This window comes from Agrobacterium sp. 22-3639C2 (assembly GCF_053522105.1).
Window position 1 is genome coordinate 579,625 of sequence record NZ_JBNWDB010000002.1, and the last position, 25,427, is coordinate 605,051.

General features: G+C 59.1%; 20 protein-coding genes. 12 read left to right on the top strand and 8 right to left on the bottom strand.

The genetic code is table 11. The annotated features are described in order from the left end of the window. Window positions 1–2: 2 nt before the first annotated feature. From ACQZ6D_RS10355 to ACQZ6D_RS10365, 3 genes are all read right to left on the bottom strand, one after another. Complete coding sequence (locus ACQZ6D_RS10355; RefSeq protein WP_003510950.1) at window positions 3–944, bottom strand: carbohydrate ABC transporter permease; 942 nt, start codon at window positions 942–944, stop codon at window positions 3–5. Then, window positions 937–1,839, bottom strand: coding sequence for a carbohydrate ABC transporter permease (locus ACQZ6D_RS10360; RefSeq protein ID WP_003510951.1), 903 nt, complete (start codon window positions 1,837–1,839; stop codon window positions 937–939). The genes ACQZ6D_RS10355 and ACQZ6D_RS10360 overlap by 8 nt, the downstream gene beginning before the upstream one ends. A 141-nt stretch (window positions 1,840–1,980) precedes the next feature. Continuing rightward, a complete protein-coding gene (locus tag ACQZ6D_RS10365; protein WP_026330684.1) occupies window positions 1,981–3,213 on the bottom strand; it encodes an ABC transporter substrate-binding protein in 1,233 nt (410 codons plus the stop codon). Window positions 3,214–3,535: 322 nt separating this feature from the next. Here ACQZ6D_RS10365 and ACQZ6D_RS10370 point away from each other — a divergent pair, with 322 nt between their 5' ends. Then, window positions 3,536–4,234, top strand: coding sequence for a CPBP family intramembrane glutamic endopeptidase (locus ACQZ6D_RS10370; RefSeq protein WP_448729904.1), 699 nt, complete (start codon window positions 3,536–3,538; stop codon window positions 4,232–4,234). A gap of 86 nt (window positions 4,235–4,320) precedes the next feature. Here the strand turns inward: ACQZ6D_RS10370 and ACQZ6D_RS10375 are convergent, their stop codons facing one another. Continuing rightward, window positions 4,321–5,751 carry a mannose-1-phosphate guanylyltransferase/mannose-6-phosphate isomerase gene (locus tag ACQZ6D_RS10375; protein WP_025595636.1) on the bottom strand — a complete coding sequence of 477 codons (1,431 nt, stop codon included), beginning with the start codon at window positions 5,749–5,751 and terminating at the stop codon, window positions 4,321–4,323. A 267-nt stretch (window positions 5,752–6,018) separates the two neighbouring features. Continuing rightward, on the bottom strand, window positions 6,019–8,448 hold the full coding sequence (locus ACQZ6D_RS10380) for a glucose/quinate/shikimate family membrane-bound PQQ-dependent dehydrogenase (RefSeq protein ID WP_060642293.1): 2,430 nt from the start codon (window positions 8,446–8,448) through the stop codon (window positions 6,019–6,021). A 327-nt stretch (window positions 8,449–8,775) separates the two neighbouring features. Here ACQZ6D_RS10380 and ACQZ6D_RS10385 point away from each other — a divergent pair, with 327 nt between their 5' ends. The 8 genes from ACQZ6D_RS10385 to ACQZ6D_RS10420 all read left to right on the top strand — a co-directional run bounded on the left by ACQZ6D_RS10385 (window position 8,776) and on the right by ACQZ6D_RS10420 (window position 18,535). Then, entirely contained in the window at window positions 8,776–9,750 is a 975-nt protein-coding gene (locus tag ACQZ6D_RS10385) for a LysR family transcriptional regulator (protein ID WP_025595631.1), read from the top strand. A gap of 160 nt (window positions 9,751–9,910) precedes the next feature. Next, the gene (locus tag ACQZ6D_RS10390) at window positions 9,911–12,199 is read left to right on the top strand and encodes an NADP-dependent malic enzyme (protein WP_003510961.1); all 2,289 of its coding nucleotides are present in this window, start codon (window positions 9,911–9,913) and stop codon (window positions 12,197–12,199) included. A 268-nt stretch (window positions 12,200–12,467) separates the two neighbouring features. Then, window positions 12,468–13,307 carry a transporter substrate-binding domain-containing protein gene (locus ACQZ6D_RS10395; RefSeq protein WP_019564695.1) on the top strand — a complete coding sequence of 280 codons (840 nt, stop codon included), beginning with the start codon at window positions 12,468–12,470 and terminating at the stop codon, window positions 13,305–13,307. A 203-nt stretch (window positions 13,308–13,510) separates the two neighbouring features. After that, entirely contained in the window at window positions 13,511–14,254 is a 744-nt protein-coding gene (locus ACQZ6D_RS10400; RefSeq protein WP_003510965.1) for an amino acid ABC transporter permease, read from the top strand. After that, window positions 14,251–15,033 (top strand): amino acid ABC transporter permease, encoded by a 783-nt coding sequence (locus ACQZ6D_RS10405; RefSeq protein WP_013761604.1) that lies wholly within the window; start codon window positions 14,251–14,253, stop codon window positions 15,031–15,033. The genes ACQZ6D_RS10400 and ACQZ6D_RS10405 overlap by 4 nt, the downstream gene beginning before the upstream one ends. Window positions 15,034–15,045: 12 nt before the next feature. Beyond that, window positions 15,046–15,846, top strand: coding sequence for an amino acid ABC transporter ATP-binding protein (locus tag ACQZ6D_RS10410; RefSeq protein ID WP_065704188.1), 801 nt, complete (start codon window positions 15,046–15,048; stop codon window positions 15,844–15,846). A 4-nt stretch (window positions 15,847–15,850) separates the two neighbouring features. After that, window positions 15,851–17,197 carry an MmgE/PrpD family protein gene (locus tag ACQZ6D_RS10415; protein ID WP_019564697.1) on the top strand — a complete coding sequence of 449 codons (1,347 nt, stop codon included), beginning with the start codon at window positions 15,851–15,853 and terminating at the stop codon, window positions 17,195–17,197. 18 nt (window positions 17,198–17,215) lie between these two features. Then, window positions 17,216–18,535, top strand: coding sequence for an LLM class flavin-dependent oxidoreductase (locus ACQZ6D_RS10420; protein WP_003510972.1), 1,320 nt, complete (start codon window positions 17,216–17,218; stop codon window positions 18,533–18,535). Between the two features lie 70 nt (window positions 18,536–18,605). Here the strand turns inward: ACQZ6D_RS10420 and ACQZ6D_RS10425 are convergent, their stop codons facing one another. Then, complete coding sequence (locus tag ACQZ6D_RS10425; RefSeq protein WP_019564699.1) at window positions 18,606–20,342, bottom strand: methyl-accepting chemotaxis protein; 1,737 nt, start codon at window positions 20,340–20,342, stop codon at window positions 18,606–18,608. A 332-nt stretch (window positions 20,343–20,674) separates the two neighbouring features. Between ACQZ6D_RS10425 and ACQZ6D_RS10430 the strand changes: the two genes are divergently transcribed. Further along, a complete protein-coding gene (locus tag ACQZ6D_RS10430; RefSeq protein ID WP_003510975.1) occupies window positions 20,675–21,928 on the top strand; it encodes an NAD(P)/FAD-dependent oxidoreductase in 1,254 nt (417 codons plus the stop codon). A 61-nt stretch (window positions 21,929–21,989) separates the two neighbouring features. On the opposite strand, the gene ACQZ6D_RS10435 is transcribed toward ACQZ6D_RS10430, so the two are convergent. Together ACQZ6D_RS10435 and ACQZ6D_RS10440 are read right to left on the bottom strand one after the other, a co-directional pair. Further along, window positions 21,990–22,523: a hypothetical protein gene (locus ACQZ6D_RS10435; protein WP_448729905.1), complete on the bottom strand. Its 534-nt coding sequence runs from the start codon at window positions 22,521–22,523 to the stop codon at window positions 21,990–21,992. Window positions 22,524–22,605: 82 nt separating this feature from the next. Continuing rightward, the gene (locus ACQZ6D_RS10440; RefSeq protein WP_003510978.1) at window positions 22,606–22,830 is read right to left on the bottom strand and encodes an aa3-type cytochrome c oxidase subunit IV; all 225 of its coding nucleotides are present in this window, start codon (window positions 22,828–22,830) and stop codon (window positions 22,606–22,608) included. Between the two features lie 415 nt (window positions 22,831–23,245). On the opposite strand from ACQZ6D_RS10440, the gene ACQZ6D_RS10445 reads away from it, so the two are divergent. Beyond that, complete coding sequence (locus ACQZ6D_RS10445) at window positions 23,246–23,785, top strand: TRAP transporter small permease subunit (protein WP_003510982.1); 540 nt, start codon at window positions 23,246–23,248, stop codon at window positions 23,783–23,785. Between the two features lie 32 nt (window positions 23,786–23,817). Beyond that, the gene (locus ACQZ6D_RS10450; RefSeq protein ID WP_003510985.1) at window positions 23,818–25,299 is read left to right on the top strand and encodes a TRAP transporter large permease; all 1,482 of its coding nucleotides are present in this window, start codon (window positions 23,818–23,820) and stop codon (window positions 25,297–25,299) included. Window positions 25,300–25,427 lie beyond the last annotated feature (128 nt).

Here is a 25,427-nt window from a genome sequence, read left to right on the forward strand (position 1 = left end):
ACTCAACCTTTTACTGCGCCTGCGGCGATGCCACGGACGAAAAGCCTGCCTGAGACGAAATAAACGATCAAAGGCACGGCCCCGGTGAGAAGGGTTGCGGCCATGTTGACGTTGTATTCCTTCACGCCCTGCACGGAGTTGACGATATTATTGAGCTGCACTGTCATCGGGTAATATTCCGGCCGCGTGAACACGACACCGAACAGGAAGTCGTTCCAGATGCCGGTGACCTGCAGGATCATCGCCACGACGAAGATCGGCAGCGACATGGGCAGCATGATGCGAAAATAGATCTGCCAGAAATTGGCGCCATCAATACGTGCCGCCTTGAACAGTTCCTCCGGCAGCGACGCGAAATAGTTGCGGAAGAGCAGCGTCAGGATCGGCATGCCAAAAATCGTGTGCACGATCACGAGGCCGGTCAGCGTGCCATAAATGCCCAATTCGCGCAGCACGATGACGATCGGGTAGATCATTACCTGATAGGGGATGAAGGCGCCGATGATGAGGATCGAGAAGAACAGTTCCGAACCCTTGAACTTCCAGTTCGCGATGGCGTAACCGCTGACGGAAGCCACGATGATCGAGATGACGACCGACGGTATGAGGATGCGTACCGAGTTCCAGAAGCCGCGTGAAAGCCCGTCGCAGTTCAGCCCGGTGCAGGCATTCGCCCAGGCTTTCACCCAGGGTTCGAAGGTGATTTCCACCGGTGGCGCGAAAATGTTGCCGAGCCGTATTTCCGGCATGCCCTTCAGAGAGGTGACGACCATCACGTAAAGCGGCAGCAGGTAATAGGCGGCAGCGACAAACAGCGTGCCATAGAGAATGATGTTGCGGCGGGAAAACGTTTTTTTCGGCTTCTTGCCGCGGGGACCGGAAAGGTCCGTGGCAACCGCATCGGTTGCGGCGGCGACCGTGTTCAATGTGCTGATATTAGCCACGCTTCTTGCCTCCGAATTCGAGGTACGCCCATGGAATGACGATAATGGCGACGGTTAGAAGCATCATGGTGGAGGCGGCAAAGCCCTGCCCCAGATTCTGCGCCTGGAACATGTAGTCATAGACATATTTCGCCGGCACTTCGGATGCGATGCCCGGTCCGCCACTGGTCTGCGCCACCACCAGATCGTACACCTTGACGATGCCGCTCGCGATAATGACGAGCGTGGTGATGAAGACCGGCCGCATCATGGGAATGATGATGAGGATATAGGTCTTCCACATCGGAATGCCGTCGACGCGCGTCGCCTTCCAGATATCCTCGTCTATGCCGCGAAGACCGGCCAGCATCAGGCACATGACGAGCCCCGTGCCCTGCCAGAGCGCCGCGATCAGGATGCCGTAGATAACGATCTCGGAATTATAAAGCGGGTCGAAGGTGAAGCTTTCCCACCCCATCGAGCGGACCACGGACTGAATGCCGAATTCCGGGTTCAACAGCCATTGCCAGACAAGGCCGGTTACGATGAACGACAGAGCAAAGGGATAAAGGAAGATGGTGCGGAAGGTGTTCTCGAAACGGATCTTCTGATCCATCAGCGCCGCCAGCACGAAGCCGATCACCAGACTGAAGATCAGTGACAGAATGCCGTAGATCGCCAGATTCTGGATGGAAATGATCCAGCGCGGCGCGGCCCACAACCGCTCATACTGGTCGAAACCGATGAAGCTTGCACGTGGCAGAAGCTTGGAATTGGTGAATGAATAAATCACCGTCCAGACCGTTCCGCCGAGAAAAATCACGACGGCGGTCAATATCATGGGAATGGAAGCAATCTTAGAATTGAGATTGCGGAAAAGCTGGTTGGGGCGGCCGGAGCGCGCTAGACCCGCCATGGATGACCCTCCTGTAACGTTGCCGTTGATAGCCAGGCAAGGTCTCAAAGACCTTGCCCCAATCCTCCGGGCTTGCGCGTTTACGCATCCCGCAGGGAGCTTGCGGCGGATGGATGCCACCCGCCGCACAAGAGGTTGCGGTTAGTCAGCGGAACCGATGATGCCGGCGAAGCGCTTCTGTGCATCTTCTGCAGTCATCGCGCTGGCAAAAAACTCTGCCATCAGGTCTTCTTTCTGCTTCTGCGTATCAGCAGAAATCAGCTGGTCTGTGCTGGTCAGCGCATTGCCCTTGGCCAGAATTTCCAGACCCTTCTTCATGCAGTCATTGGCCGCATTGAGGTCGACGTCGCCACGAATCGGCAGCGAGCCTTTCTTAAGGTTGAAAGCCACCTGCGTTTTAGGATCGACGATGGTTGCGGCCAGAACGTCCTGCGCCTTGGATTTTGCTTCATCCTTCAGCAGCGGGAAATAAAAGGCGTCGCCGCCGGTGGTGAGATAGTCGTTAAGGCCGAGACCCGGCAGGCAAGTGTAGTCGGTACCCGCCTTCTGGTTGGCAAGCTGGAACTCGCCCTGCGCCCAGTCACCCATGATCTGGCCGCCGGCCTTGCCTGTTATGACCATGTTGGTGGCCTGGTTCCAGTCCTGAACATTGGTGCCCTTGGCCATGTCGCGCGCCTCGACGGCGGCCGCAAAAATCTTGGCCATGTCGGGACCGGCCGCTGCTTCGGCATCCTTGTCGCCATAGACCTTCTGATAAAGATCCTTGCCGCCGATCGAAAGTGTCAGTGTGTCAAACAGACCGTTGGCCTGCCATGCCTGACCGCCGAGCGCGAGCGGCTGGATACCGGCTTTTTTCAGTGCCGGTGCTGCGGCAGCAAATTCAGTCCAGTTCTTGGGAACTTCGACGCCCGCTTTCTTGAACGCTTCGTTGGAAAGCCACAGCCATTGCCAGGAATGGATGTTGACCGGCGCGCAATAGATCTTGCCGTCGATGGTGCAACTGTCGAGCAGGCTTGCCGGCTTTATGACGTCTTTCCACTTGCCCTTTTCGGCAACATCGGTCAGGTCGCGCATCAGGCCGGCCTGCACCAGCTCTTCCGCCTGTCTGCCATGGTTGAACTGGGTGGCACCCATCGGGTCGCCGCCGGTGATACGGCTGATCATGATCGGCCGGGCGGTGCCGCCCGAACCGGCAATAGCGCCGTCCACCCACTTGTTGCCGGTGGCATCAAAAGCCTTGGCAAGTTCGGCAACGGCAGCGGCTTCACCGCCCGATGTCCACCAATGGGTAACTTCAAGATCGGTAGCCCCAGCGACACCCGCCGGAATCATAACACTGGCCAAAAAGGCCGCAGAAATAAAGCGCATTCGCATGAGTCTCCTCCCTCACTGAAACGTTGCAGTTGGAACGTAAGCGAAGATTTTTGATTAGGCAACCGCCTAAAAAATGAATCTCGCCGCGCTGTTTCGAGCCGATACAAACGTGCCGAACGGCTAGATTTTGTTGAGAAAGAAGATTGGGAAATTGGAAGGATGCCGAATGGCACGACAAAGACTGCGCAGCGGTAATCTGCAGGCAACGTAGTATCTTCATAGTCTTCCGACTTTGGCGTCGGTTCCTGCGCACAGAGTGCCAAGCCCGCATGGACGGGCAAACATAAGGTGAGCGATCGTGAAACGTTGGCACATTCTTTTGATGATCGGTCTGGCGGGCGTGTTATCGCTTTTGCTCGCACCGTTCGAACGGCTGGCGTCGGGACAGGATCTTTCCTTCACGATACGGGTTGTGATGCTCGTCCAGCCGGCAGTCCTGATCATTGCTGCGGTGGCGACGGGTCAAGCGCTCGCCGGCAAACTCGGGCTCGGCACTCCGCTGATAGATGTCTGGCTGAAAGGGACCGGGTTCGGGCCAGTCTTGCGCAGGCAAGCCCCAGCAGCTTTGCTGACAGGTCTTCTCGTCGGCCTGTTGATGATCGCTTATTCGTCTGTGATCCTGCCTGCCTTCACCGATACGGCAACCATGGAAAAAATGGCGGCGTTTGAAGTCCCACTTGTCACCCGGCTTCTCTATGGTGGCATAACGGAGGAGCTGCTGACCCGATGGGGCTTGATGGCATTATTCGCATGGGTGCTCTGGCGAATAGTGGGCAAGGGGCAAGTCCAGCCGGTCATGCTGTGGACTGCCATTGTCATCGCAGCGGCCCTTTTTGCCGTGGGCCACCTGCCCTTTCTGTTTGCCATTACCGTTCATCCGCAACCATTGCTGATTGTCAGTGTCATGCTCGGCAATTTTATCCCCGGACTGATGTTCGGGTGGCTGTTCTGTCGTCGCGGGCTGGAAGCAGCGATGCTTTCCCACGCTTTCGCCCACTGCGTGAATGCAACTGTCTCCTGACCCGTCGAACCGACAGGTAAGTCAGAGATTTATCATCCCGGCCTCGCCGGCCGGGATAAAATGCCGCTTCGGTGCGGGCAGCAGTCCTAATGCCTCTTATAATCATCCTCGATGCGGATGACGTCGTCTTCGCCAAGATAGGCGCCGGTCTGGATTTCGACCAACTCAAGCGGAATCTGCCCCTCATTGGCAAGCCGGTGCGGTTGGCCAATCGGGATATAGACGGACTGGTTTTCCGTCAGCAGCCGGGTTTCGTCGCCAATCGTTACCGTTGCGGTGCCCTTGACGATGATCCAGTGCTCCGAGCGGTGATAGTGTTTCTGGAACGAGATGCGGTGGCCAGGATCAACCGTGATGTGGCCCACGCGGTAGCGCTCGTCCACATACATATGTTCGATGTAACCCCATGGACGATACACTCGCCTGTGCGCTTGCGTCCGCGGCGCGTGTTCGCCATCCTTCAGTGTCTCCACCAGGCCCTTCACGTCCTGCACCCGGTTTTTCGGCACCACCAGAACCGCATCCTTGGTAGCCACCACCACCAGATCCTTTGCCCCCACCACGGTCGTCAGCAATTGCGTGGAATGGATCAGGCAGCCCTCGGAATCGATGAAGACGCCGTCGCCCTCGAGCGCATTGTCGTTGCCGTGCTTGTCGGCGATTTCCCAGATCGCGTCCCAGCTGCCAATATCCGACCAGCGGAAATGGCCGTGCACCACCGCCATGCGCTTGGTCTTCTCGATCACCGCATAGTCGATGGAGTTTTTCGGCGAGGCTTCGAAGCTCGCCTGATGCAGGCGCACGAAGCCAAGGTCGCTTTCATATTGTTCGACCGACTGCGTTACTGCCGCAAGAATCTCCGGCGCGAATGCCTTGAGTTCGGCAATCATCACGTCGGAACGAAACAGGAAGTTGCCGGAGTTCCAGAGATAACCCTTCTCCAGATAGGAGATTGCCGTCTTCACATCCGGTTTTTCCACGAATGCCTCGACGATGCTCAGGTCAGCCTCACCATCAATTGCTTCACCAGGCTTGATGTAGCCGTAAGAGGTGCGCGGCTCGGTTGGCACCAGACCGAAAACGACGATATTGCCCTGATCGGCGGCCTTGGCGCCAAGCCTCACGGACTCTGAAAATTTGTCGGCATCCAGCACCACATGGTCGGCGGCGAGCGCCAGCACCAGGCATCCCGGCTCCCGGCGCTCGGCCAGCACGGCGGCAGCGGCCATGGCGGCGGCACTGTCGCGGCGGGCGGGTTCGAGAACCACCGTCGCCGGAAGATCGATCTCCTCAGCCTGGCGGCGGGCGAAGAAGCGGAAATCCTCGTTGGTGATCACCAGCGGCTCGGCATAAAGCGCCTTGTCGGCCACGCGCGTCAGTGTCTGCTGATAGGTCGAAAGATTGCCGACCAGCGGCTGGAACTGCTTGGGCAACTGATCGCGCGATACCGGCCAAAGCCGTGATCCCGCCCCACCAGCAAGAAGAACCGGCGTGATCTTTCGAGATTGTTCCGTCACAATAAAAACCTTTCCAACTTTAAAAAATTCCCGGCGGGCCGGACAATATACATATTTACCAATGCTGCCATCATCGGTTCACGGGCGGATAAGCGCAAGCTCATAAGTTCGCCTTGTGAAAGCTTGGTGAATGTCGGACCCGTTTTGCTAACGCAAGCCACAGGGTGAGGTTCCGCGCAAAGGTAGTTCAGTGGCTTTGACAGGCCGCAAAGAAAAACCCGGGCGAATGGCCCGGGTTTCCGTTTTCAGAGCGATGACCTGTCAGGATCAGTTCGGCAGCGCGTAAGCGATCACGTAGTCGCCACGGTCAGGAGACTGACGTGCACCGCCGGCCGAGATGACGACATATTGCTTGCCTGTTTTCGGAGACTTGTAGCTCATCGGGCCGCCCTGGCTACCGACAGGAAGGCGGGCCTTCCAGACTTCCTTGCCGGTCGCCGTATCGAAGGCGCGCAGATAATAATCCTGGGTGCCGGCGATGAAGACGAGACCGCCCTGGGTGGCAAGCGTTCCGCCGAGCGTGGGCATGCCGATCGGGATCGGCAGACCCATCTTGATGCCAAGCGGACCGGTATCCTCAACGGTGCCGACAGGAACCTGCCACTTGATCTGCTGCGTCTTCATGTCAATCGCAGTCATCGAGCCATAGGGCGGAGCCTGGCAGGGAATGCCGAGAGCAGACAGGAAACGGTTCTTGTTCACCGCATAGGGCGTGCCCTTCATGGGAACGACGCCCATGCCGGTATTGACGCTTTCGCCGCCGCTTGCCGTTGCCTTGGTGGGAGCAGCTTCCTTCATCTCAATCCACAGGCCGAGGCGCATATCGTTGATGAAGATTGTGTTGGTCGTCGGGTCAGTAGAGATGCCGCCCCAGTTCATGCCGCCGAGCGAGCCCGGGAAGGCGAGGGAGAGGTCCGTGCCTGGCGCCGTATAGAGGCCTTCATAACGCATGCCCTTGAAAGCGATACGGCACAGAAGCTGATCGAAAGGGGTGGCACCCCACATATCGGCTTCCGTCAGCGTCTGCGCGCCGATTTGCGGCATGCCCACCGAACGCGGCTGCGTTGGTGCATATGGCTCGTTCGGAATGTTGCCGGCCTTGACCGGAACGTCTTCCACCTTGGTCAGCGGCTGGCCAGTCGCACGGTCCAGCACATAGATCTGACCGGCCTTGGTGCCGAAGACCAAAGCCGGAACGGTCGTTCCGTCAGCCTTCGGGAAATCGACGAAGCTCGGCTGCATCGGCACGTCGAAGTCCCATAGGTCGTTATGAACCGTCTGGTAGACCCACTTTTCGCGGCCGGTCGTGGCATCGAGTGCCAGCATGGAAGCGCCGTATTTATGATCGAGCGGTGTGCGCGTCGCGCCATAAAGATCGACCGAGGGGCTGCCCACCGGCATGAAGACCGTGTTCAGCTCCGGATCGTAGGACATGGATGCCCAGACGTTCGGCGTGGAACGGGTGTAGGTCTGGCCCTCGGGCGGCAGTTTGGTGATTTCAGGGTTGCCGGGATCGAAAGCCCAGCGAAGCTCACCCGTCACCACGTCGAAACCGCGCATCACGCCGCCAGGCATATCCACCTGAACGTTGTCAGCGATACGTCCGCCGACCACGACGGTGGTGCCAGCCAGTGTGGGGGCCGATGTCAGCACATATTGCGGGTCTGGCGCATCACCAAGACCGATCTTCAGATCGACGCGGCCATTGGTGCCGAAATCCGGGCAAAACGCGCCGGTGTCGGCGTCGAGCGCGATGAGTTCCGCGTTGATGGTGTTCATGAGAATGCGGCGCTGGCAAAGCGCGCCGTCGGCTACGATCGCCGGGGTGACAGGCGTTGCGCCCGGAGCGGTCGGCTGCTTCAGCGGCGCCTTGGCATCGAAATAGGCAAGACCACGGCAACGCATCCAGACGGTGGATTTGGCGTTGATTTCGGTCTTCCACTTCTGCGCGCCGGTATCGGCGTCGAGCGCGATGACATTGTTGTGCGGTGTGCACACAAACACGGTGTCGCCGACCTGAAGCGGCGTTTCCTGATCTTCCGCACCGTTCGCGCCGGGGCTGATCGGGATGTCGCCGGTCCGATAGGTCCATGCCACCTCAAGGTTCTTGACGTTATCGCGGTTGATTTCGTCAAGCGCAACAAAGCGGCTGCCGCCCGCCGTATTGCCGTAATGTTCCCAGTTCTTCTGCTCTTTTTCCGGCGTTACCGGCGTCAGTGCAGCAACCTCACCCTTGAAGGCGACGGTCGGATGCGGCACGAACATGCCGGCAAAACCGGCAGCGGACGCGATGGCCAGAACGCCAGCAAGGGCAAAGGACGCGCCGTAAGCTGGCGTCTTGCCAGCCGCGCGCCGCAGCAGCGGATAGGAGAGCGCAACCACCGTGGCGCCCACGCCCAACGCCAGCAGGCGGGAGATGAGCGGCCAGAAGTGCAGTCCGGCTTCCCACACTGCCCAAACACCGCTAACGATGAAGACAAGGCCGAACAGGAGCGCGCCGGCAGGCTTGCGCAGGAGAATAAGCAAGCCGGAGACGATCAGCGCGATACCCGCCAAGACAAAATAGAGGCTGCCGCCGAGTGTTGCGAGTTGCCCACCGCCAATGGCGAAAAACAGTCCCGCAGCGACAATGACGGCGCCGAGCACGAAGAGCCATAATCTGGCTGCAAGCGACGTTGAGGTTGCTGGTTTACTCATGAAATTAAATATCCGGTTAGGAGAGCCGCCGCGAAGGCTGACGCCCGATGATCTTTCAATGCCCGGCCCAGGCCAGACAGTCCGCCGCACTTACGGCTGAGCGAAGATGCGCTGAAGGCGACGAGGCGAAATGGGGAACAATGGTGCGGGAGACTTCCGTGGTGACTGTCATTTTGACCCATTCACTGCAGTTTATCGCCGGCCCCAATGGACGGCGGACAATGTGCTCGAACAAATCCTCCCAAGTTCGTATCGCAGAGGCCCGCATGCGGGCACTGGGCGACCGAAACCTCGGTGCGGTATAACGTCGCCTGCGACAAGATGACAATGCGCAAGACGGGCATTTTTGATAAGCTGCGCTTATACCATATCAACACCTACAACACAAAGACCTCTCCGCCGATGGATATTCGCCAGCTCGCCATTTTTGTGGAAGCCGCAAGGGCCAAAAATTTCCGCGCGGCCGCTTTGCAGCTGGGCATCGCCCAACCGGCCGTAACGCAGCGTATCCGGCAATTGGAAGAGAATCTGGGCTTCAAGCTTTTCCTCCGTGTCAACCGTGGTGTGGAACTTACGCCGGCTGGGCAGTCGATGCTGCTCGATGCGGAGGAAATTCTTGCCCGCACCAAGGGGGCGCTGGAAAAGGCACACCAGATCAGGCGCGGCCAGCTCGGCACGCTGCGCATCGGCTTCGGCACCAGCGTAATGGCGGAACGAAAATTGCCGGCGCTGATCACCCGCTATGGCAACGACCACAGGGAGGTGACGCTTGAACTCCTGCCCGGCATGACGATGGAACAATTGATCGAGCAGGTGGCGACGCGCAAGACAGACGTCGCTTTCATTCGCGCACCCCTGCCCCAATTGCCGCAGAGCTTGCGGGCCATGCCCTTCGACCGCTCCAAACTGTGCGTCGCCCTGCCGGAGCGCCATCCGCTCGCCTCCCGCCCCAGAGTTTCGGTTGGCGATATCGTGCAGGAGAAACTGCTGCTGCCGGTGGACGAGATCGGCCTGGGGCTCAGCAGCAGCGCGCTTTCCCTTTTCGAGGATGCAGGCTGTGAGCCGGAAATCGGCATGCGCATCGCTAACGTCAACACCATCCTTGCCCTCGTGGAAGCTGGCGCGGGAATTTCCATTCTGCCGGAAAGCACCGTGCGCTCCACAAGGGGCATCACAGGTGTGCCGCTCGAAAGCGCCGATGCCTGGTCAGATAGCGTGCTGGTCGTCAGACGCGGTCCGCTTGCCCTCCACGTGGAGGCCTTCGTGAATATGGTACGGCAGGCCTACCAGTCCCACCTATAATGCCGACAATACGCACTTAATCGATTGAATCGGCCACAAATTTCGCCACGGCTAAATTTGCTGCACTGAACAACATTCAACGCTTGGCACGCGCGCGAAAAATACAATAACAACGACGGATATTTTTGCACTGTTATCGACACGAAAGCACACTCAGCCCATGTCCGACACGACGAAGCCCGCCAGCCCCAGAACATCGGTTACAGATCAGGAAGCACTGGATTTCCACGCGCAAGGCAGACCGGGGAAACTGGAAATCACCCCGACCAAGCCGATGGCGACTCAGCGGGATCTGTCGCTTGCCTATTCGCCGGGAGTGGCCGTGCCGGTGAAAGCCATCGCCGAAAATCCGGCGACCGCTTACGATTATACGACACGCGGCAACATGGTAGCAGTGATCTCCAACGGCACGGCGATCCTCGGTCTCGGCAATCTCGGCGCGCTCGCCTCCAAGCCTGTCATGGAAGGCAAGTCCGTTCTGTTCAAGCGCTTTGCGGATGTGGATTCCATCGATCTCGAGGTCGATACCGAAGACGCCGACGAATTCATCAATTGCGTGCGTTACCTTGGCCCCTCTTTCGGCGGCATCAATCTGGAAGACATCAAGGCGCCGGAATGTTTCATCATCGAAAGCCGCCTGCGCGAGCTGATGGACATTCCCGTTTTCCATGACGACCAGCACGGAACCGCCATCATCGCCGCCGCCGGTCTCATCAACGCCATCGAACTGACGGGCCGAGACTTCAAGACGACGAAGCTCGTCTGTAACGGCGCAGGTGCTGCTGCCATCGCCTGCATGGACCTCATCAAGGCCATGGGTTTCAACCCCGAAAACATCACGCTTTGCGACACCAAGGGCGTGATCTACCAGGGCCGCACCGAAGGCATGAACCAGTGGAAATCCGCCCATGCGGTAAAGACTGACAACCGCACGCTGACTGAGGCCATGAAGGGCGCGGATGTCGTCTTCGGCCTGTCGCAGAAGGGTGCCTTCACCGAAGAGATGATCCGCTCCATGGCGCCGAAGCCGATCATTTTCGCGATGGCCAACCCTGACCCGGAAATCACCCCGGAAGAAGTCGCCCGCATCCGCGACGACGCCATCATGGCGACGGGGCGTTCGGATTATCCGAACCAGGTCAACAACGTCCTCGGCTTTCCCTATATCTTCCGCGGCGCGCTCGATGTCCGTGCAAGCCAGATCAACGACGCAATGAAGATTGCCGCTGCACAGGCGCTGGCCGATCTTGCCCGCGAGGATGTGCCGGATGATGTGGCCGCCGCCTATCAGGGCAACCGCCCGCGCTTCGGATCGCAATATATCATTCCCGTTCCCTTCGATCCGCGCCTGATCTCGGCAATTCCGGTGGCCGTGGCCAAGGCCGCCATCGAAACCGGCGTCGCTCGCCGCGAATTGCCCGATCTCGATGCCTATGCCCGCGAGCTTTCCGCCCGTCGCGACCCCATGGCGTCGACCACGCAGCGCCTTTACGAGCGTGTGCGCCGCTCTCCGAAGCGGGTCGTTTTCGCCGAAGCGGAAGAAGAACAGGTGATGCGCGCAGCGATCTCGTTTACCGCGCAGGGGCTTGGCACCGCCATCCTGCTCGGCCGCGACGACATCATCAAGGCCAATGCGGAGCGTGCCGGCATCGATCTCGACCGCGCCAATATAGAGATCACCAATGCCCGCCTTTCCAGCCGCGTCGATGCCTATGTCGATTATCTCTATGCGCGGTTGCAGCGCGGCGGCTTCCTGCTGCGCGACGTGCAGCGCCTGATCCACAACGACCGTAACCATTTCGCCGCCTGCATGGTGGCGATGGGCGATGCGGACGCCGTGGTCACCGGCGTTACCCGCAACTATTCCACGGCGCTCGAGGATATCCGCCGCTGCATCAACACCAAACCCGGCCACCGTGTCATCGGCGTTTCTCTGGTCGTGTCGCGCAACCGAACGGTCTTCGTGGCAGATACCGCTGTGCACGACATGCCGTCTGCCGAAGACCTTGCCGATATCGCCGAAGAAGCAGCCGGTCTCGCCCGCCGTTTCGGCTACGAACCGCGTGTAGCGATGCTCGCCTATTCCACCTTCGGCCAGCCGGTTGGCGAACGCTCCGACAAGGTGCGCGAAGCGGTGAAAATCCTCGACAAGCGCAACGTCAATTTCGAGGTCGACGGGGAAATGTCGGCCGATGTGGCGCTGAACCATCATCGCATGCAGAGCCAGTATCCCTTTGCCCGCCTTTCCGGTGCGGCCAACGTGCTGGTCATGCCAGCCATCCATTCCGCCTCGATCTCCACCAAGATGCTACAGGAACTGGGCGGCGCGACCGTCATCGGCCCGCTTCTCGTCGGCCTCGACAAATCGGTGCAGATCACCTCGATGGGTGCCAAGGACAGCGACATCGTCAATATGGCGGCGATCGCGGCCTATAACGCCGGTCGGTAACGGTGTGGGAGCGCTCTTCGGGAGAAGGGTGCTCAAAATGCCCCGGCATAGCCAGCATATCCTCTCCCCCGTGGCGAGGATATGCCAAAGCGCCGAACCCCGGCACCGTAAGAACAAGATTCTACGATTTCAAATTATTAGGTTATTTTTTCTCACCAGAGAACTTATTGGAACACGATTTTATTTATACGATTTTTTGCGCAACGCCAATTCTCGCTCTCGACGGACGCCTCATGTAGTTTCCACCCACAACCAAAAGGAAATACCCATGGCCCTCTCCTTCTCCAGATTTGCCGCAAAACTCATCGCCGGAACCGTCGCTATCGCTTCGATGGCCACCGCCGCTCACGCGGATGCGACGCTCGACCGTATCAAGGGTCGCGGCAAGCTCACCGTCGGCGTCATCCTGTCCGGCGCGCCTTTCGGCTTCATCGATCCGAAGACGCAGGAGCAGAAGGGCCTCAACATCGACGTCGCCAAGGCGCTGGCCGCCGGTCTCGGTGTGGAGCTGGTGACCGAAACCGTGACCCCGCCCAACCGCGTGCAGTTCCTGCAGCAGGGCAAGGTCGATATTCTGATCGCCAACATGCAGTACACGGAAGAGCGCGCCAAAACGCTCGATTACGTGCCCACCCCCTATGACCGCCAGGGCGGCGCAGCCATCGGTCGAAAGGACTCGGGCATCAAGGACTGGCCGGACCTGAAGGGAAAGATTGCCTGCGTATCGCAGGGCTCCAACTACACCCAGCCGCTGATCGAGCAATATGGCGCGCAGGTAAAGGCGTTGCCGAGCCAGCCGGAATCGCTGCTCGCGCTGAAGGGCGGCAATTGCGATGTCTCCGTGCACGTCAACGGCACGCTGAGCCTGATGCTTCAGGACCGCGCCGATGAGTGGAAGGATTACGGCATCCTGATCCCCACCGACCTTATCCCTTCTGACTCCGTCATCTGGCTGCGCAAGGGCGAGGCCGACACGCAGGCTGCGCTCGACAAGATCGTCAAGGAGCTGCACGCTTCCGGCAAAATGATCGAATTCGCCAAGGCCAACCGCCTGCCGAGCATCGGCTTCATGGAAGAGCAGAAGACGAAGCTCTCCGCGGCGCAGTAACGGCTGGGCAATCCCGCTTGCTCCGTCACTCCGGAACTGGTCCGGGGGACCGGCATGTCGTAGGGGCATCTGCCATCACGGAGATTTCCCCTCACCACTGAGAACGGCCGGTTTCGCCCGCCGTTCTTTTCTGCTTTATAGCAAGACAGGTCATTCTGGCACCGCCTGCCGGGCGGCAGCCGCGACAACAGCATGGATATCCGATGCAGGATGGATTTACAGCGCGTTTCATAGAGTTGGCCGCACATATAGGCCTCAACTATGACTTTCTGAACAGCGGCTACGAGGTTCAGATCTGGCTCGACGGCATGAAGATGACGCTCATCCTCGTCGCCGTCACCCTGCCGCTCAGCCTCGTTTTCGGCTTCATTTTCGCCGCCATGCTCACGTCAGGCAAAGGCTGGCTCGCCGGTCCGGTGCGCGCCTATGTGGAATTGACGCGCAACACGCCGACGCTGGTGCAGCTGATGTGTGGTTTCCTTGTGCTCAACATGTTGATTTCAAACGCGCTCGGCGGCGCGCAGAACAATCCGCTCACCCCGTTCTTCTGGGTCGTCGCCATCACCGGCCTGCACGTTGCCGCCTTCCATGCGGAAGCCTTGCGCGGCGGTATCGAGGCGGTGCCGGCTACCACCATCGAGGCGGCACGGGCCATCGGTTTCAGCTCTTTCGAGATTTTACGTTACGTGGAATTTCCGCTGGCAATCCGCACGGCACTTCCTTCCATCATCAACAATCTCATCAATCTGGTGAAGCTCACCACCGTCGGCTCGGCGATTGCGGTCGGTGAAATCACCTATGCCTCGATCCTGATCTGGACGCAGCGCGACAATGTGGTCGAACTTATGCTGGTGATCCTCATCTTTTTCAGTGTCATCAATTTCATCGTCGCAAGGGCGGGCCTGTGGCTTGAGCGGCGTCTTGCGGTTCCGGGGTTCGGTCAATGAGCGCGGTGGTCTCTCCAACACAGGCGGCGAAGAAGCTGCCTTTCGGCACCATTCTTCTGTGCGGCGTGCTGGTTGCCGTCGTGCTGTGGCTGGTTCTCGATCCCTCGCTCGGACAGGTGCTGCTGGAATGGCTGCCCTATCTGGGCAAGGGTTTTGCCATGAATGTGCTGATCAGCATCCTGGCGATTGCCATCGGCACCATCATCGGCGTCGTGCTTGGCATCATGGAGCTTGCGCCCTATCGGCTCGTGCGCGCGCCGGCGCTCACCTACGTGCAAATCTTCCGCAACGCCCCGCATCTGGTGCTGATTTTCGCCGCGACCTACATCTTCCCCTTCGAGATCGTCGCCTTCGGCAACTACATTCCGTTTCCAGACTGGATCAAGGCCGTGGTCGGGCTTGCGATTCCGGCCAGCGCCCACATCGCCGAAATCACCCGGGGCGCCATCCAGTCCATTCCCACCGCACAATGGGAAGCGGCGCAGGGCCTCGGGTTTTCGCGCAACCAGACGCTGCGCTGGATCATCCTGCCGCAATGCGTGAAGCGCTCGCTGCCGCCGTGGATGAACCTTTACGCCTCCATCACCATGGGCACGGCGCTTGCCTCGCTGGTCGGCGTGCATGAGCTTCTCCACGCCGCAACCGATGCCAGCACCGCCGTGCAGCGCAACGATTTCACCGTCGTGGTCTATCTCACCGTCCTGATGGCGTTCTTCCTGTTCTGCTATCCCGTGTCCCGTTTCACGCAGCGCCTTGAACGGCGCTTCGCTTCCCGCTGATTGGAATACACCATGTCCGCATCCGCCCCCCAAACCGCCGCCAAAGCTCTGGTTGAACTGGAAGGCGTGCACCTGTCCTTCGGCGACAATCAAGTGCTCAAAGGCATTGATCTCACCGTCAACAAGGGCGACGCCGTCTCCATCATCGGCCCTTCCGGCTCGGGCAAATCCACGATCCTGCGCTGCATCAACGGCCTGCTCATTCCGCAATCTGGCAAGATCACCGTGGGGGGCACCCGCGTCGATCAGCTGAAAACGGAAGCTGAGCGCATAACGCTGCGCAAGCGCATCGGCATTGTCTTCCAGCAGTTCAACCTCTTCCCGCATCTAACTGTCATGGAAAATATCAACATCGCGCCGATTAAAATCCTCGGCACGCCGAAGGCGGAAGCCGAGCGTCATGCCCGCGAATTGCTGGAAAAAGTCCGCCTGTCGCAGAAGGTGGATGCCTATCCCGGTCAGCTGTCCGGCGGCCAGCAGCAGCGTGTGGCCATTGCCCGCGCGCTTGCCATGCGGCCTGAACTGGTTCTGTTCGACGAGGTTACCTCCGCACTTGATCCGGAAACCGTCGGCGAAGTGCTCGCCGTCATCCGCGATCTCGTCAATGACGGCATGACCAGCATTCTCGTGACACACGAAATGCGCTTCGCCGAGGAAATCAGCGACAATATCGTCTTCACGGAAAACGGCCTGATCGTTGATCAGGGCACGCCGGAGCACATCTTCTACAAGTCGACCAATCCGCGTATCAACGCCTTCGTAAAGGGCCTCGGCGGACAGGTGGCACGGGTCGCCGACGGCGAAGGGATCTGACGCCATGACCGCCGACGAAAAACTCACCCTTCATCTGGCAGAAGCCATCGCCGCCTCTGATCCGCTCCGCGACGAAGAGGCTGTGACGATCGCCCGCACGGCGCTGATCGACTTTTTTGCCTGTATGCTGGGTGGCGCTTACGACCGAAGCACGAAAATCCTCATCGACAGCTTTACGTCAGGCACATCCGGCACGGCGGGCATTGTCGGCCATGATCTGCGCACGGATGCTTTCACGGCCGCACTCATCAATGGTCATGCGGGGCACGTGCTGGATTATGACGACGTCCATGGCAGCGTGCGCGGCCACCCCACCGTCGCCATCGTTCCCGCTCTATTGGCTGTTGCGGTCGAGGAAGGCTCTACGGCGGATGCATTTATCGCCGCCTATATTGTCGGGCTGGAAACCATGGCGCGGCTTGGCCTGTCGCTCGGTACAAAGCATTACGAAAATGGCTTCCACGCCACCGCGACCCTCGGCCCCATCGGTGCGGCGGCGGCCATTGCCCATCTTCTCAAATTCACCCCGCAGACGACCGCTATCGCACTCGGCCTTGCCGCCACGCAGTCGGCCGGACTTCGCCTGCAATTTGGTTATGATGCCAAGCCCCTGCATGCCGGGCTTGCGACACGCGCTGGCCTCACCGCCGCGCAGCTGGCAAGATCAGGTTTTCAGGGCGCGCCGGATTTTCTGGAAAACCCTATCGGCTTTTATTCCGCCTTCGCCTTTGGCGCGGAACAGCCGAAACGGCTCCTGTCCGGCTGGGGTACACCCTGGCAGATCGTCTCTCCCGGATTGACGCTCAAGGCATTTCCCTGCTGCACCGCCAGCCACCCTGTTGCCGTTGGTGCGCTTGCACTGCGCAGCGCCAGTGATCTGGCACCAGATGAAATCGAAACTGTCGTCATCACCTTCCCCCCGGGAGGCGATGCCGCTCTTGTGGGTTCGGCCACACCCGCCACGGGCATCGATGCGCGTTTCAGCGCCGAATATGTCTTCGCCGCCGCACTGACGGATGGCGCACTCGGCATCAGCCATTTCGACGAACGCCCTGCACGCGCCGACCTGCTTGGACTTTCCGCAAAAGTCTCGCGCCGGCACGACGAGACCGCCCGCCGCCTCTCGCCGGATCCTACCACCCGTTTCGTGGTCATCGACGTGACGAAGAAGGATGGCACGGTGCTGTCGCGCCGTATTGACGGTCTTCCCGGCATTGATGACCCCACGGAAAAATTTGCCGACGCCACCGGCGGCAATGAAAAATTCGCCGGAATTCCGGCACTGGTGCGGACCATGAAAACCTCAGCCGACCTCAAGAAGCTAGAAGCGCTTCTGGCAACGCAAATATAACACGACCGAAATAAAGGCATGATCACCATGACCACGAATACCCGCAAAAGACAGATGCATCTTGGCCTGTTCCTGCAAGGAGCCGGCCACCACGTTTCCGGCTGGCGTCACCCGGATGCGGAAGCCGGCAGCGAGAATTTCGACCTGTTGACCCGTGTCACGAAAATGGCCGAAGATGCCAAGTTCGACATGGTCTTTCTGGCCGATGGCCTCACAAGCGGCGTCGACGCCCATCCCTCGATGATCGCCCGTTTCGAGCCGCTTACCCTGCTTGCGGCGCTTGCCATGGTGACAAACAAGATCGGACTGGCCGCCACCGCCTCCACCACCTATGGTGAGCCCTACCACACCGCACGCGCCTTCGCCTCCATCGACCATCTCAGCCACGGACGTGCGGCGTGGAACATCGTTACCACCTCCTATGCCCGCACGGCGGCGAACTTCTCCAAGAGCCATCCCGAGCATGACGAGCGTTATGCCGTTGCGGAAGAATATGTGAACGTCGTGCGTGGCCTGTGGGACAGCTGGGACGACGACGCCTTCGTCAAGGACAAGGAAGGCGGCCGCTACGTCGATCCGCAGAAGGTCCACATTCTCGATCACGAAGGCAAATATTTCACGGTGAAGGGGCCGCTGAACATTCCGCGTTCGCCGCAGGGTCACCCAGTTCTCATTCAGGCCGGCTCCTCCGGCCCGGGGCAGGATCTCGCCGCCCGCACTGCCGATATCGTCTTCACAGCCCAGCAGGCCATTTCCGAGGCGCAGGCCTTCTACACCAGCCTAAAGGCGCGAGTGGAGAAATTCGGCCGCGATCCCGCAAGCGTTGCCGTGATGCCCGGTTTCATGCCCATCATCGGCAAGAGCTTCGAAGAGGCCGGCGAGAAGCTGAAGGAGCTGAACCGCTGGACCGACATCAAGAGCGCCATGCCGTTGCTTGAGGAACGCATCGGCCATAGCCTTACCGAGTATGATCTCGACGGCCCGCTGCCGGACCTGCCTATTTCCGACCAGTTGCGCAGCCGCGCCGAACTTTTGACAGAACTGGCGCGCCGCGAAAAGTTGACGATCCGGGAACTGGCGCTGCGCGTTGCAGCTGGTCGTGGCCACCATATCGTCATGGGCACGGCCAAGGACGTTGCGGATCGCATGCAGGAGTGGTTCGAGAACGGCGCGGCAGACGGCTTCAACGTCATGCCGCCCTTCTTCCCCGGCGGGTTGGAAGAATTCAACCGCGAAGTCGTGCCGCTCTTGCAGGAACGTGGCCTGTTCCGCAAGGAATACGAAGGCTCGACGTTGCGCGACCATCTCGGCATCAACAGGCCTGCCCTGCGGGCATAAAAAACGGATGCCCGGCGACGGGCATCCGTATGACAAGAGGCTCACGTGGAAGCAGGCTGTCGCCGATCCGTCAGGCTGCTTTCCTTCCCGACAGTTTCACACTGTGGCTCGTCCGCGACGAGTTGGATGAAATGGATGCCCCGTCGTCGCGCTGGGTCGCGCGGCGGTTCAGTTTGAACAGGCTGACCAGTTGCGCCAGCACATCCGCACCCTGGGCAAGTGTAGCGCTAATGGCGGTCGTGCGCGCGCTCATCGCCGCGTTCTCCTGCGTCATCCGGTCGAGCTGGTTGACTGCGCGGTTGATTTCGCTGATGCCTAAGGCCTGTTCATCGGCGGCCTTGGCGATCATATCGACATTGCCGTCAATGTGCTTCACCAGCGCATCGATCTGCTTCAGCGCCTCACCCGTCTCGCCAACAAGCCGCACGCCTTCCATAACTTCGGTGCCGGAATTGTTGATGAGCGCCTTGATTTCCTTGGCGGCACTGGCGGAGCGTTGCGCAAGTTCGCGCACCTCCTGTGCCACGACCGCAAAACCCTTGCCCGCATCACCCGCGCGCGCGGCTTCGACGCCCGCATTCAGGGCAAGAAGGTTGGTCTGGAAGGCGATTTCGTCGATAACGCCGATAATCTGGCTGATTTCCCGCGATGCCGTCTCGATGCGCTGCATGGCGTTGACGGTACGCCCAACGACTTCGGTGGAAGCCGCCGTTGACGTCCGCGCACTCTGAACGAGTTTTCGGGTTTCCTTGGTGTTTTCCGTCGATGCCCGTACGGTCGCGGTGATTTCTTCCAGCGCCGCCGAGGTTTCCTCCAGCGCCACGGCCTGCTCACGCGATCTTTCAGCGAGATGAACAGAGGCTTCGCTGACTTCCTGGCTGCTTCTGGTCAGGTCATCGGTCTGCCCAAGAACATTTTCCAGGGTTTTCTGGAATTCGGCGATGGACTTGTTGAAATCCCGTCTCAGCCCCTCGAACTCACCCACGAAAGGCTTGTCGAGCGTGACGCGGATGTTGCACTGGGAAAGACGCTCAAGCGCCGCGCCCAGTTCTTCCACCGCATGCACGCGGTCCGTTACATCGAAGGCAAATTTCACCACCTTGACGACTTTTCCCCGCTCGTCGATGATCGGGTTGTAGGACGCCTGGATGAAGACGCGTTTTTCGTTCTTGCCGAGCCGCATGAACTGACCGGTCGAGAACTCTCCCTTACCAAGATCCTTCCAGAAATTGCGGTACTCTTCGGACTGCACGTAGCCACGCTCGCAAAACATCGAATGATGATTGCCGATGATCTCTTCCGCCGTGTAGCCGAGTGCTGTCAGGAAGTTCTCATTCGCGGAGAGAATTTTCCCCTCGGGAGTGAACTCGATCATCGCCTGCGCACGCGAAAGCGCTGCCAGCTTGCCGTTATCCTCGGTGCTTCGGCGCTTCGTCGCCGTGATATCGGAAGCGATCTTGACCACCTTGTAAGGTTTGCCGAAACGAAAAACCGGATTGTAGGAGGCTTCAATCCAGATGTCGTCGCCGGTTTTCGACCGCCGCCGATATTGGCCCTGATCGTATTCACCGCGTGAGAGTTTCGCCCAGAAGGCCTTGTATTCGGGTGACGCTGCATCTTCGGGGGACAGGAACATGCTATGGGGACGTCCGATGATTTCTGATTGCTGATAGCCGACCGCCTTGCAGAAATTGTCGTTCGCTTTCAGAATTTTGCCAGTCAGATCGAACTCAATGATGGCTTGCGAGCGGCTTAGGGCATCAAGTACCGCAGATGCGTCCGTACCGAGTTTGAAAAATTGAGACATGTCTTTGAACTCCCAACAATAACTTGTATGCGGACCTTTCCTCCTCGATGCCAAGGAGATGAAAATAAAGGATCGGTCTGCGTGTACGCGAAACCTAGCCGGACACTGTTAAATAGCAATTAATGATGACACATAACTATTGGTCCAATGACCGAAACTGTTGGCAAGAATACTTCAGACCGAGCTGCCTTTACCAACCCGTCCGCACCGGATGAGAACCGCTTATTTGCCACAGTGCTGATATTTCTGCCGCCGCAGAGCGATACGGGCTTTCATCGGTACGGCATTCATTGTTATGGCGGGCTTGAAAGATTTGTGTTGCAGGAGCGCCGATGACCAAAACCCTGAAATGCGACGTGCTGGTGATCGGCACCGGCATTATCGGTTCCATGGCGGCGCTTTACCTGCAAAATGCCGGGCGTGAGGTCTTTCTTCTGGAGCGCGGTGAAGTTGCCCGGGGCGCAAGCTCCGGTAATGCCGGTATCCTCGCCTTTCCCGAAATCATCCCCATTCCCGCCCCCGGCATCATGAGAAAAGCACCGCGCTGGCTTTTCGATCCGCTCGGCCCGCTCAGCGTGCCGCCTGCCTATGCGCCGAAGATCGCGCCGTGGCTGTGGCGTTTCTGGCGCGCCAGCGCTGAGCGCAACTTTCGCCACGGCCTGAGAACGCTCAGCGAGATCAACCGGCTGTCTGCCACCGAAATGGCCCATGTCGCCGCCATGCCGGAGCTCTCGCACTTTGTCGCGAAAACCGGCACGCTCGATCTTTACGACAGCGAAGCCAGCCTCAACGCTGCCCGCAAGGACTGGGATGAAAAGGAACAGGCAGGCTTCTCTTCCAAGCGTGTCGCCCGCAACGAGATAGACGAATTGCAGCCGGGTCTTGCCCCGCAATTCCGCCACGCCATGTTCTCGCCTGATGGCTTGCAGGTCTCCGATCCCTACGACTTCACCCGTGCCATTTTCGACCTGGTGATCGCCCGTGGCGGAAAGCTGCGCAAGGGCGAGGCAGAACGCATCGACGCCGTCGGCGAAAGTACGATCGTGACCCTGGAAAACGGCGACAAGATCGACGCCGACAAGGTGGTGATCGCCTGCGGCGCGTGGTCCAAGCCGCTTGCCGCAACACTTGGCAACATCGTGCCGCTGGAAACCGAACGCGGCTATAACACCACCCTGCCCGCCGGCGCCTTCAACCTCACGCGCCAGCTTTATTTCAACGACCACGGTTTTGTCGTTACACCGCTATCGTCTGGCATCCGCGTTGGCGGCGCAGTCGAGTTGGGCGGTTTGGAGTTGAAGCCGAATTTCAAGCGATCCGAGGCCATGCTCAAGAAAGCCGGGCGTTTCCTGCCCGGTCTCAAGGTTGAAGGCGGCCAGCAATGGATGGGGTTCCGCCCTTCGATGCCGGACTGTCTTCCCGTCATCGGCACGGCGCGCACCACACCTTCCGTCATCTATGCCTTCGGCCACGGCCATCTGGGGCTGACGCAATCGGCAGCTACCGCCCGCCTCGTGACCCAACTGGCAAACGGCGAGGAGACCGCAATATCGGTCGATCCGTTCCGTCCGGGGCGTTTTTCCTGACAATGCGGAAATCCGGTTTCAAGCCGGTTAGAGTTTCTACGGTTTAGCGGACGCCTGCACGCTATTTCACCTGCTGTAAGGAATCTTCCGGAAACTCCACCGTGGCGAAGGATGGATAGACCTTTCGCAGGATGGTCACCTGCTGCTGATCGCTCACACGCAGCAAATACCATTGCGTACCGTCGATAAGCGCCAGGGTATGGGATTTCGCTTCGATCGTCTGGCCGCCGGTTTCCATCACCGTTTTCGTCGGAACGAGCGCATAGGGCGTTCCATCAGGCGTCTGCTGCACACTGATCGCCGCCGTGTTCATGGTGAATTCGGTGATCTTGACCGCTGCAAGCGCCATTTGCATCTGCGTGGTCAGAGCGCTACGCAACTGCCCGACGGAAACACCCGCGTCGTTTGCAATGAATTCAAAGATTTTCGGCGGCACCGTCCGGCCGACAAAATCAAAATCCTGCGCATTCAAGGCGGCGCTGAACCGCTCTATCTGTGTTTGCAGCTTGTCTTGCTCAGACGGCAAAAGATCGCGCGACAAAGCGGGATGCGACATCACCGCCAGCAATAACAGCCAAGCAAACAGGCGTTTCATTGCTTCGCCTTTCCGGGTTTGGGCTTGCCTGTTGCAAGGCATCGCAACGTCCGCGCCGCGACACGCTTGTGAACAGCGTTGCTCAGCGCAGCAGAATGAAACCCGCAGCCGAAAGCACGAGGAAAACGATAAGGCCGCCAAGGAAACCCACGGACGTGAAGAAACCCGCGACCATGGCCAGCATCAGCACGCAGACCAGCATCGTGCCGTACTTCGTCATGGCAAGAAAAGCGTTGTAGGTCTTTTCATGCTCGGCGTAGTTCATCTCGGCGCCAACTTCAACCGGACCTGTGTGGTGTTCGCTCATTCCGCTTCCCCTTCTGCTCCATCCGCCATACCCGCCGCACAAGACAATTTGCCCTGCGGACGATAACGGGCCCATGCCGGATTCTCCGGAGCCAGAGGTAACATGAAGTCGGCGAAAAGTGCAATGCGTTCCACACGAAAGAACATCGATGACAAGCGGGGCAAACGGTATGCCGTGCAAAGCGTGCCGTCGTGCAACATTCTTTTGTAAACGGTTGAAAACGGCGGCCATGCGGCCGGTTTAATAGTGGTTTCGGTTGCTTTTCGGACAGCCTGCCCATACACGGGATTCTGTGGGGAGGAACGCCGGAATTTGGCTGTGCGGATACGCGTGGAGGCGTGCCCGTCACGATGGCCGACCGGCTTGCTTGCCACCATAACCCGCAAAGGGCCCGGCAAGGGAAGAGGGGAAAGTCATGAAACCGCTTTTGAAATTAAGTGCGCTGATCGACCTTGTCAGCGAAGCTCTGGGCAAGGTCGCCGGTTATCTGGTGCTTGTCTGCTGCCTCGTCAGCGCCGGAAACGCCATGGTGCGTTATACCTTCAACTATAGTTCAAACGGCTGGCTCGAAATCCAGTGGTATATGTTTGCCTTCATCGTGCTGGTGGGTGCCTCCTACACGCTGCGCATGAACGAACATGTGCGGGTGGACATCATCTACGGGGCTATCTCGTCTCGCACACGCCTGTGGGTGGACATCATCGGCATCGTACTTTTTCTTATGCCCGCATGCTTTTATCTGGCCTGGCTTTCCTGGCCGATGTTCATGCTTTCCTGGCATCAGAACGAAATGTCCTCCAATGCCGGCGGGCTTATCCGCTGGCCGGTGAAACTCATCATCTTCGCCGGTTTCGCCCTTCTGGTTCTTCAGGGATTTTCCGAACTCATCAAGCGCATCGGCGCCCTCAACGGGCTTTATGCGCTCGATACGAAGTACGAAAAACCCCTGCAATGATCGCCGCGATCTGAACCTTCAGGATATTTCCAATGTTCGAATATGGAATTCTTCCGCCACTGATGTTCCTCGGCATGATCATCTTCATGCTCTACGGATTTCCGGTTGCTTTCTCTCTTGCCACCGTCGGTCTGGTTTTCGGCGTCATCGGCATCTTCACCGAGCATTTTTCGCCGGCCTTCCTTCAGGCCTTGCCGCTGCGCATCTTCGGCATCGTCTCGAACGACCTGCTGCTCGCCATTCCGTTCTTCACCTTCATGGGCGCGATCCTGGAGCGATGCGGGCTTGCCGAAGATTTGCTTGAAGGCACGGGCAAGCTGTTCGGCGCCATTCCGGGCGGCCTCGCCTATGCCGTCATCATCGTCGGCGCAATCCTTGGCGCGATCACCGGCACGGTTGCCGCCTCCGTCATCACCATGGGCGTCATCTCGCTGCCGATCATGCTGAAATATGGTTACAATCCGCGGCTTGCAACCGGCGTCATCGCCGCGTCGGGCACCATCACGCAGGTCATTCCGCCTTCGCTCGTGCTGATCGTTCTTGCCGACCAGCTCGGCAAATCCGTCGGCGACATGTATCTCGGCGCAATTGGCCCGTCGATCCTGCAAGTCGCCATCTTCATGCTCTTCATCCTGTTCATGTCGATCGTGCGGCCGAAGGATTTGCCTGCTTTGCCGCCAGAAGCGCGGGGCGAACTCAACCGTGCACTGGTATTTCGCGTGCTGGCGGGCATGGTGCCCTCCATCGTGCTGATCTTCCTCGTGCTCGGCACCATCTTCCTCGGCCTTGCAACACCAACGGAAGCCGGCGCGCTCGGCGTCGTCGGCGCCATGGCGCTGGCCGCAGCCCACCGCCGCCTCACCTGGGATCTCGTCAAGCAGGGCATGCATTCCACCATGCACATCACGTCCATGGTGGTGTTCATTCTGGTAGGCGCCACCTGCTTTTCCCTCGTCTTTCAGGGCATGGACGGTTCGCTGTGGATCGAGCACATGTTGTCGGGCATTCCGGGCGGCCCGATCGGCTTCCTGATCTTCGTCAACATCTTCATCTTCTTTCTCGCCTTCTTCCTCGATTTCTTCGAGATCGCCTTCATCGTCATCCCGATGCTCGCACCCATCGCGCAGGCGCTCGGCATCGACCTGATCTGGTTCGGCGTGCTGATCTGCATCAACATGCAGACCAGCTTCATGCACCCGCCCTTCGGTTTCGCGCTGTTCTACCTGCGCTCAATCGCGCCGCGCACGGTCAAGACCTCGGATATCTACATGGGTGCCATTCCCTGGCTCGGCATGCAGCTCATCCTCGTCGCCATCGTGATCTTCTGGCCGGAATCCGTCACCTACTGGTTGGACAAAGCACCCCAGGTGGACCTCAACTCCATCAAGATCGAAGTGCCTGCCTTCGGCAATCAGGGCGGCAACACCATGCCCAATTTCGGCCTGCCAGGAGGCCAGCCGGGTGGGTTGCCAGGCATGCCTAACCTCGGTGAACCACCGAAGATCGGGCCTTAACCGGCGTCTTTTACGGATTTTTCGGAGAACTGATCATTGCTGAGTGGAAGACAGGGTTGCACCCCTGCCTTCCATTTACTCTGTGTGAAAATTGAACCTGACAGTCATCGACCAGCCTGTCCGGTTTT

Coding starts and splice junctions, on each gene's coding strand:
- ACQZ6D_RS10430 (WP_003510975.1), top strand. CDS start 20,675: ATGACCAAAACCCTGAAATGCGACGTGCTGGTGATCGGCACCGGCATT.
- ACQZ6D_RS10420 (WP_003510972.1), top strand. CDS start 17,216: ATGATCACCATGACCACGAATACCCGCAAAAGACAGATGCATCTTGGC.
- ACQZ6D_RS10405 (WP_013761604.1), top strand. CDS start 14,251: ATGAGCGCGGTGGTCTCTCCAACACAGGCGGCGAAGAAGCTGCCTTTC.
- ACQZ6D_RS10400 (WP_003510965.1), top strand. CDS start 13,511: ATGCAGGATGGATTTACAGCGCGTTTCATAGAGTTGGCCGCACATATA.
- ACQZ6D_RS10425 (WP_019564699.1), bottom strand. CDS start 20,342: ATGTCTCAATTTTTCAAACTCGGTACGGACGCATCTGCGGTACTTGAT.
- ACQZ6D_RS10435 (WP_448729905.1), bottom strand. CDS start 22,523: ATGAAACGCCTGTTTGCTTGGCTGTTATTGCTGGCGGTGATGTCGCAT.
- ACQZ6D_RS10395 (WP_019564695.1), top strand. CDS start 12,468: ATGGCCCTCTCCTTCTCCAGATTTGCCGCAAAACTCATCGCCGGAACC.
- ACQZ6D_RS10360 (WP_003510951.1), bottom strand. CDS start 1,839: ATGGCGGGTCTAGCGCGCTCCGGCCGCCCCAACCAGCTTTTCCGCAAT.
- ACQZ6D_RS10415 (WP_019564697.1), top strand. CDS start 15,851: ATGACCGCCGACGAAAAACTCACCCTTCATCTGGCAGAAGCCATCGCC.
- ACQZ6D_RS10390 (WP_003510961.1), top strand. CDS start 9,911: ATGTCCGACACGACGAAGCCCGCCAGCCCCAGAACATCGGTTACAGAT.
- ACQZ6D_RS10365 (WP_026330684.1), bottom strand. CDS start 3,213: ATGCGAATGCGCTTTATTTCTGCGGCCTTTTTGGCCAGTGTTATGATT.
- ACQZ6D_RS10380 (WP_060642293.1), bottom strand. CDS start 8,448: ATGAGTAAACCAGCAACCTCAACGTCGCTTGCAGCCAGATTATGGCTC.
- ACQZ6D_RS10450 (WP_003510985.1), top strand. CDS start 23,818: ATGTTCGAATATGGAATTCTTCCGCCACTGATGTTCCTCGGCATGATC.
- ACQZ6D_RS10410 (WP_065704188.1), top strand. CDS start 15,046: ATGTCCGCATCCGCCCCCCAAACCGCCGCCAAAGCTCTGGTTGAACTG.
- ACQZ6D_RS10445 (WP_003510982.1), top strand. CDS start 23,246: ATGAAACCGCTTTTGAAATTAAGTGCGCTGATCGACCTTGTCAGCGAA.
- ACQZ6D_RS10370 (WP_448729904.1), top strand. CDS start 3,536: ATGATCGGTCTGGCGGGCGTGTTATCGCTTTTGCTCGCACCGTTCGAA.
- ACQZ6D_RS10440 (WP_003510978.1), bottom strand. CDS start 22,830: ATGAGCGAACACCACACAGGTCCGGTTGAAGTTGGCGCCGAGATGAAC.
- ACQZ6D_RS10385 (WP_025595631.1), top strand. CDS start 8,776: ATGCGCAAGACGGGCATTTTTGATAAGCTGCGCTTATACCATATCAAC.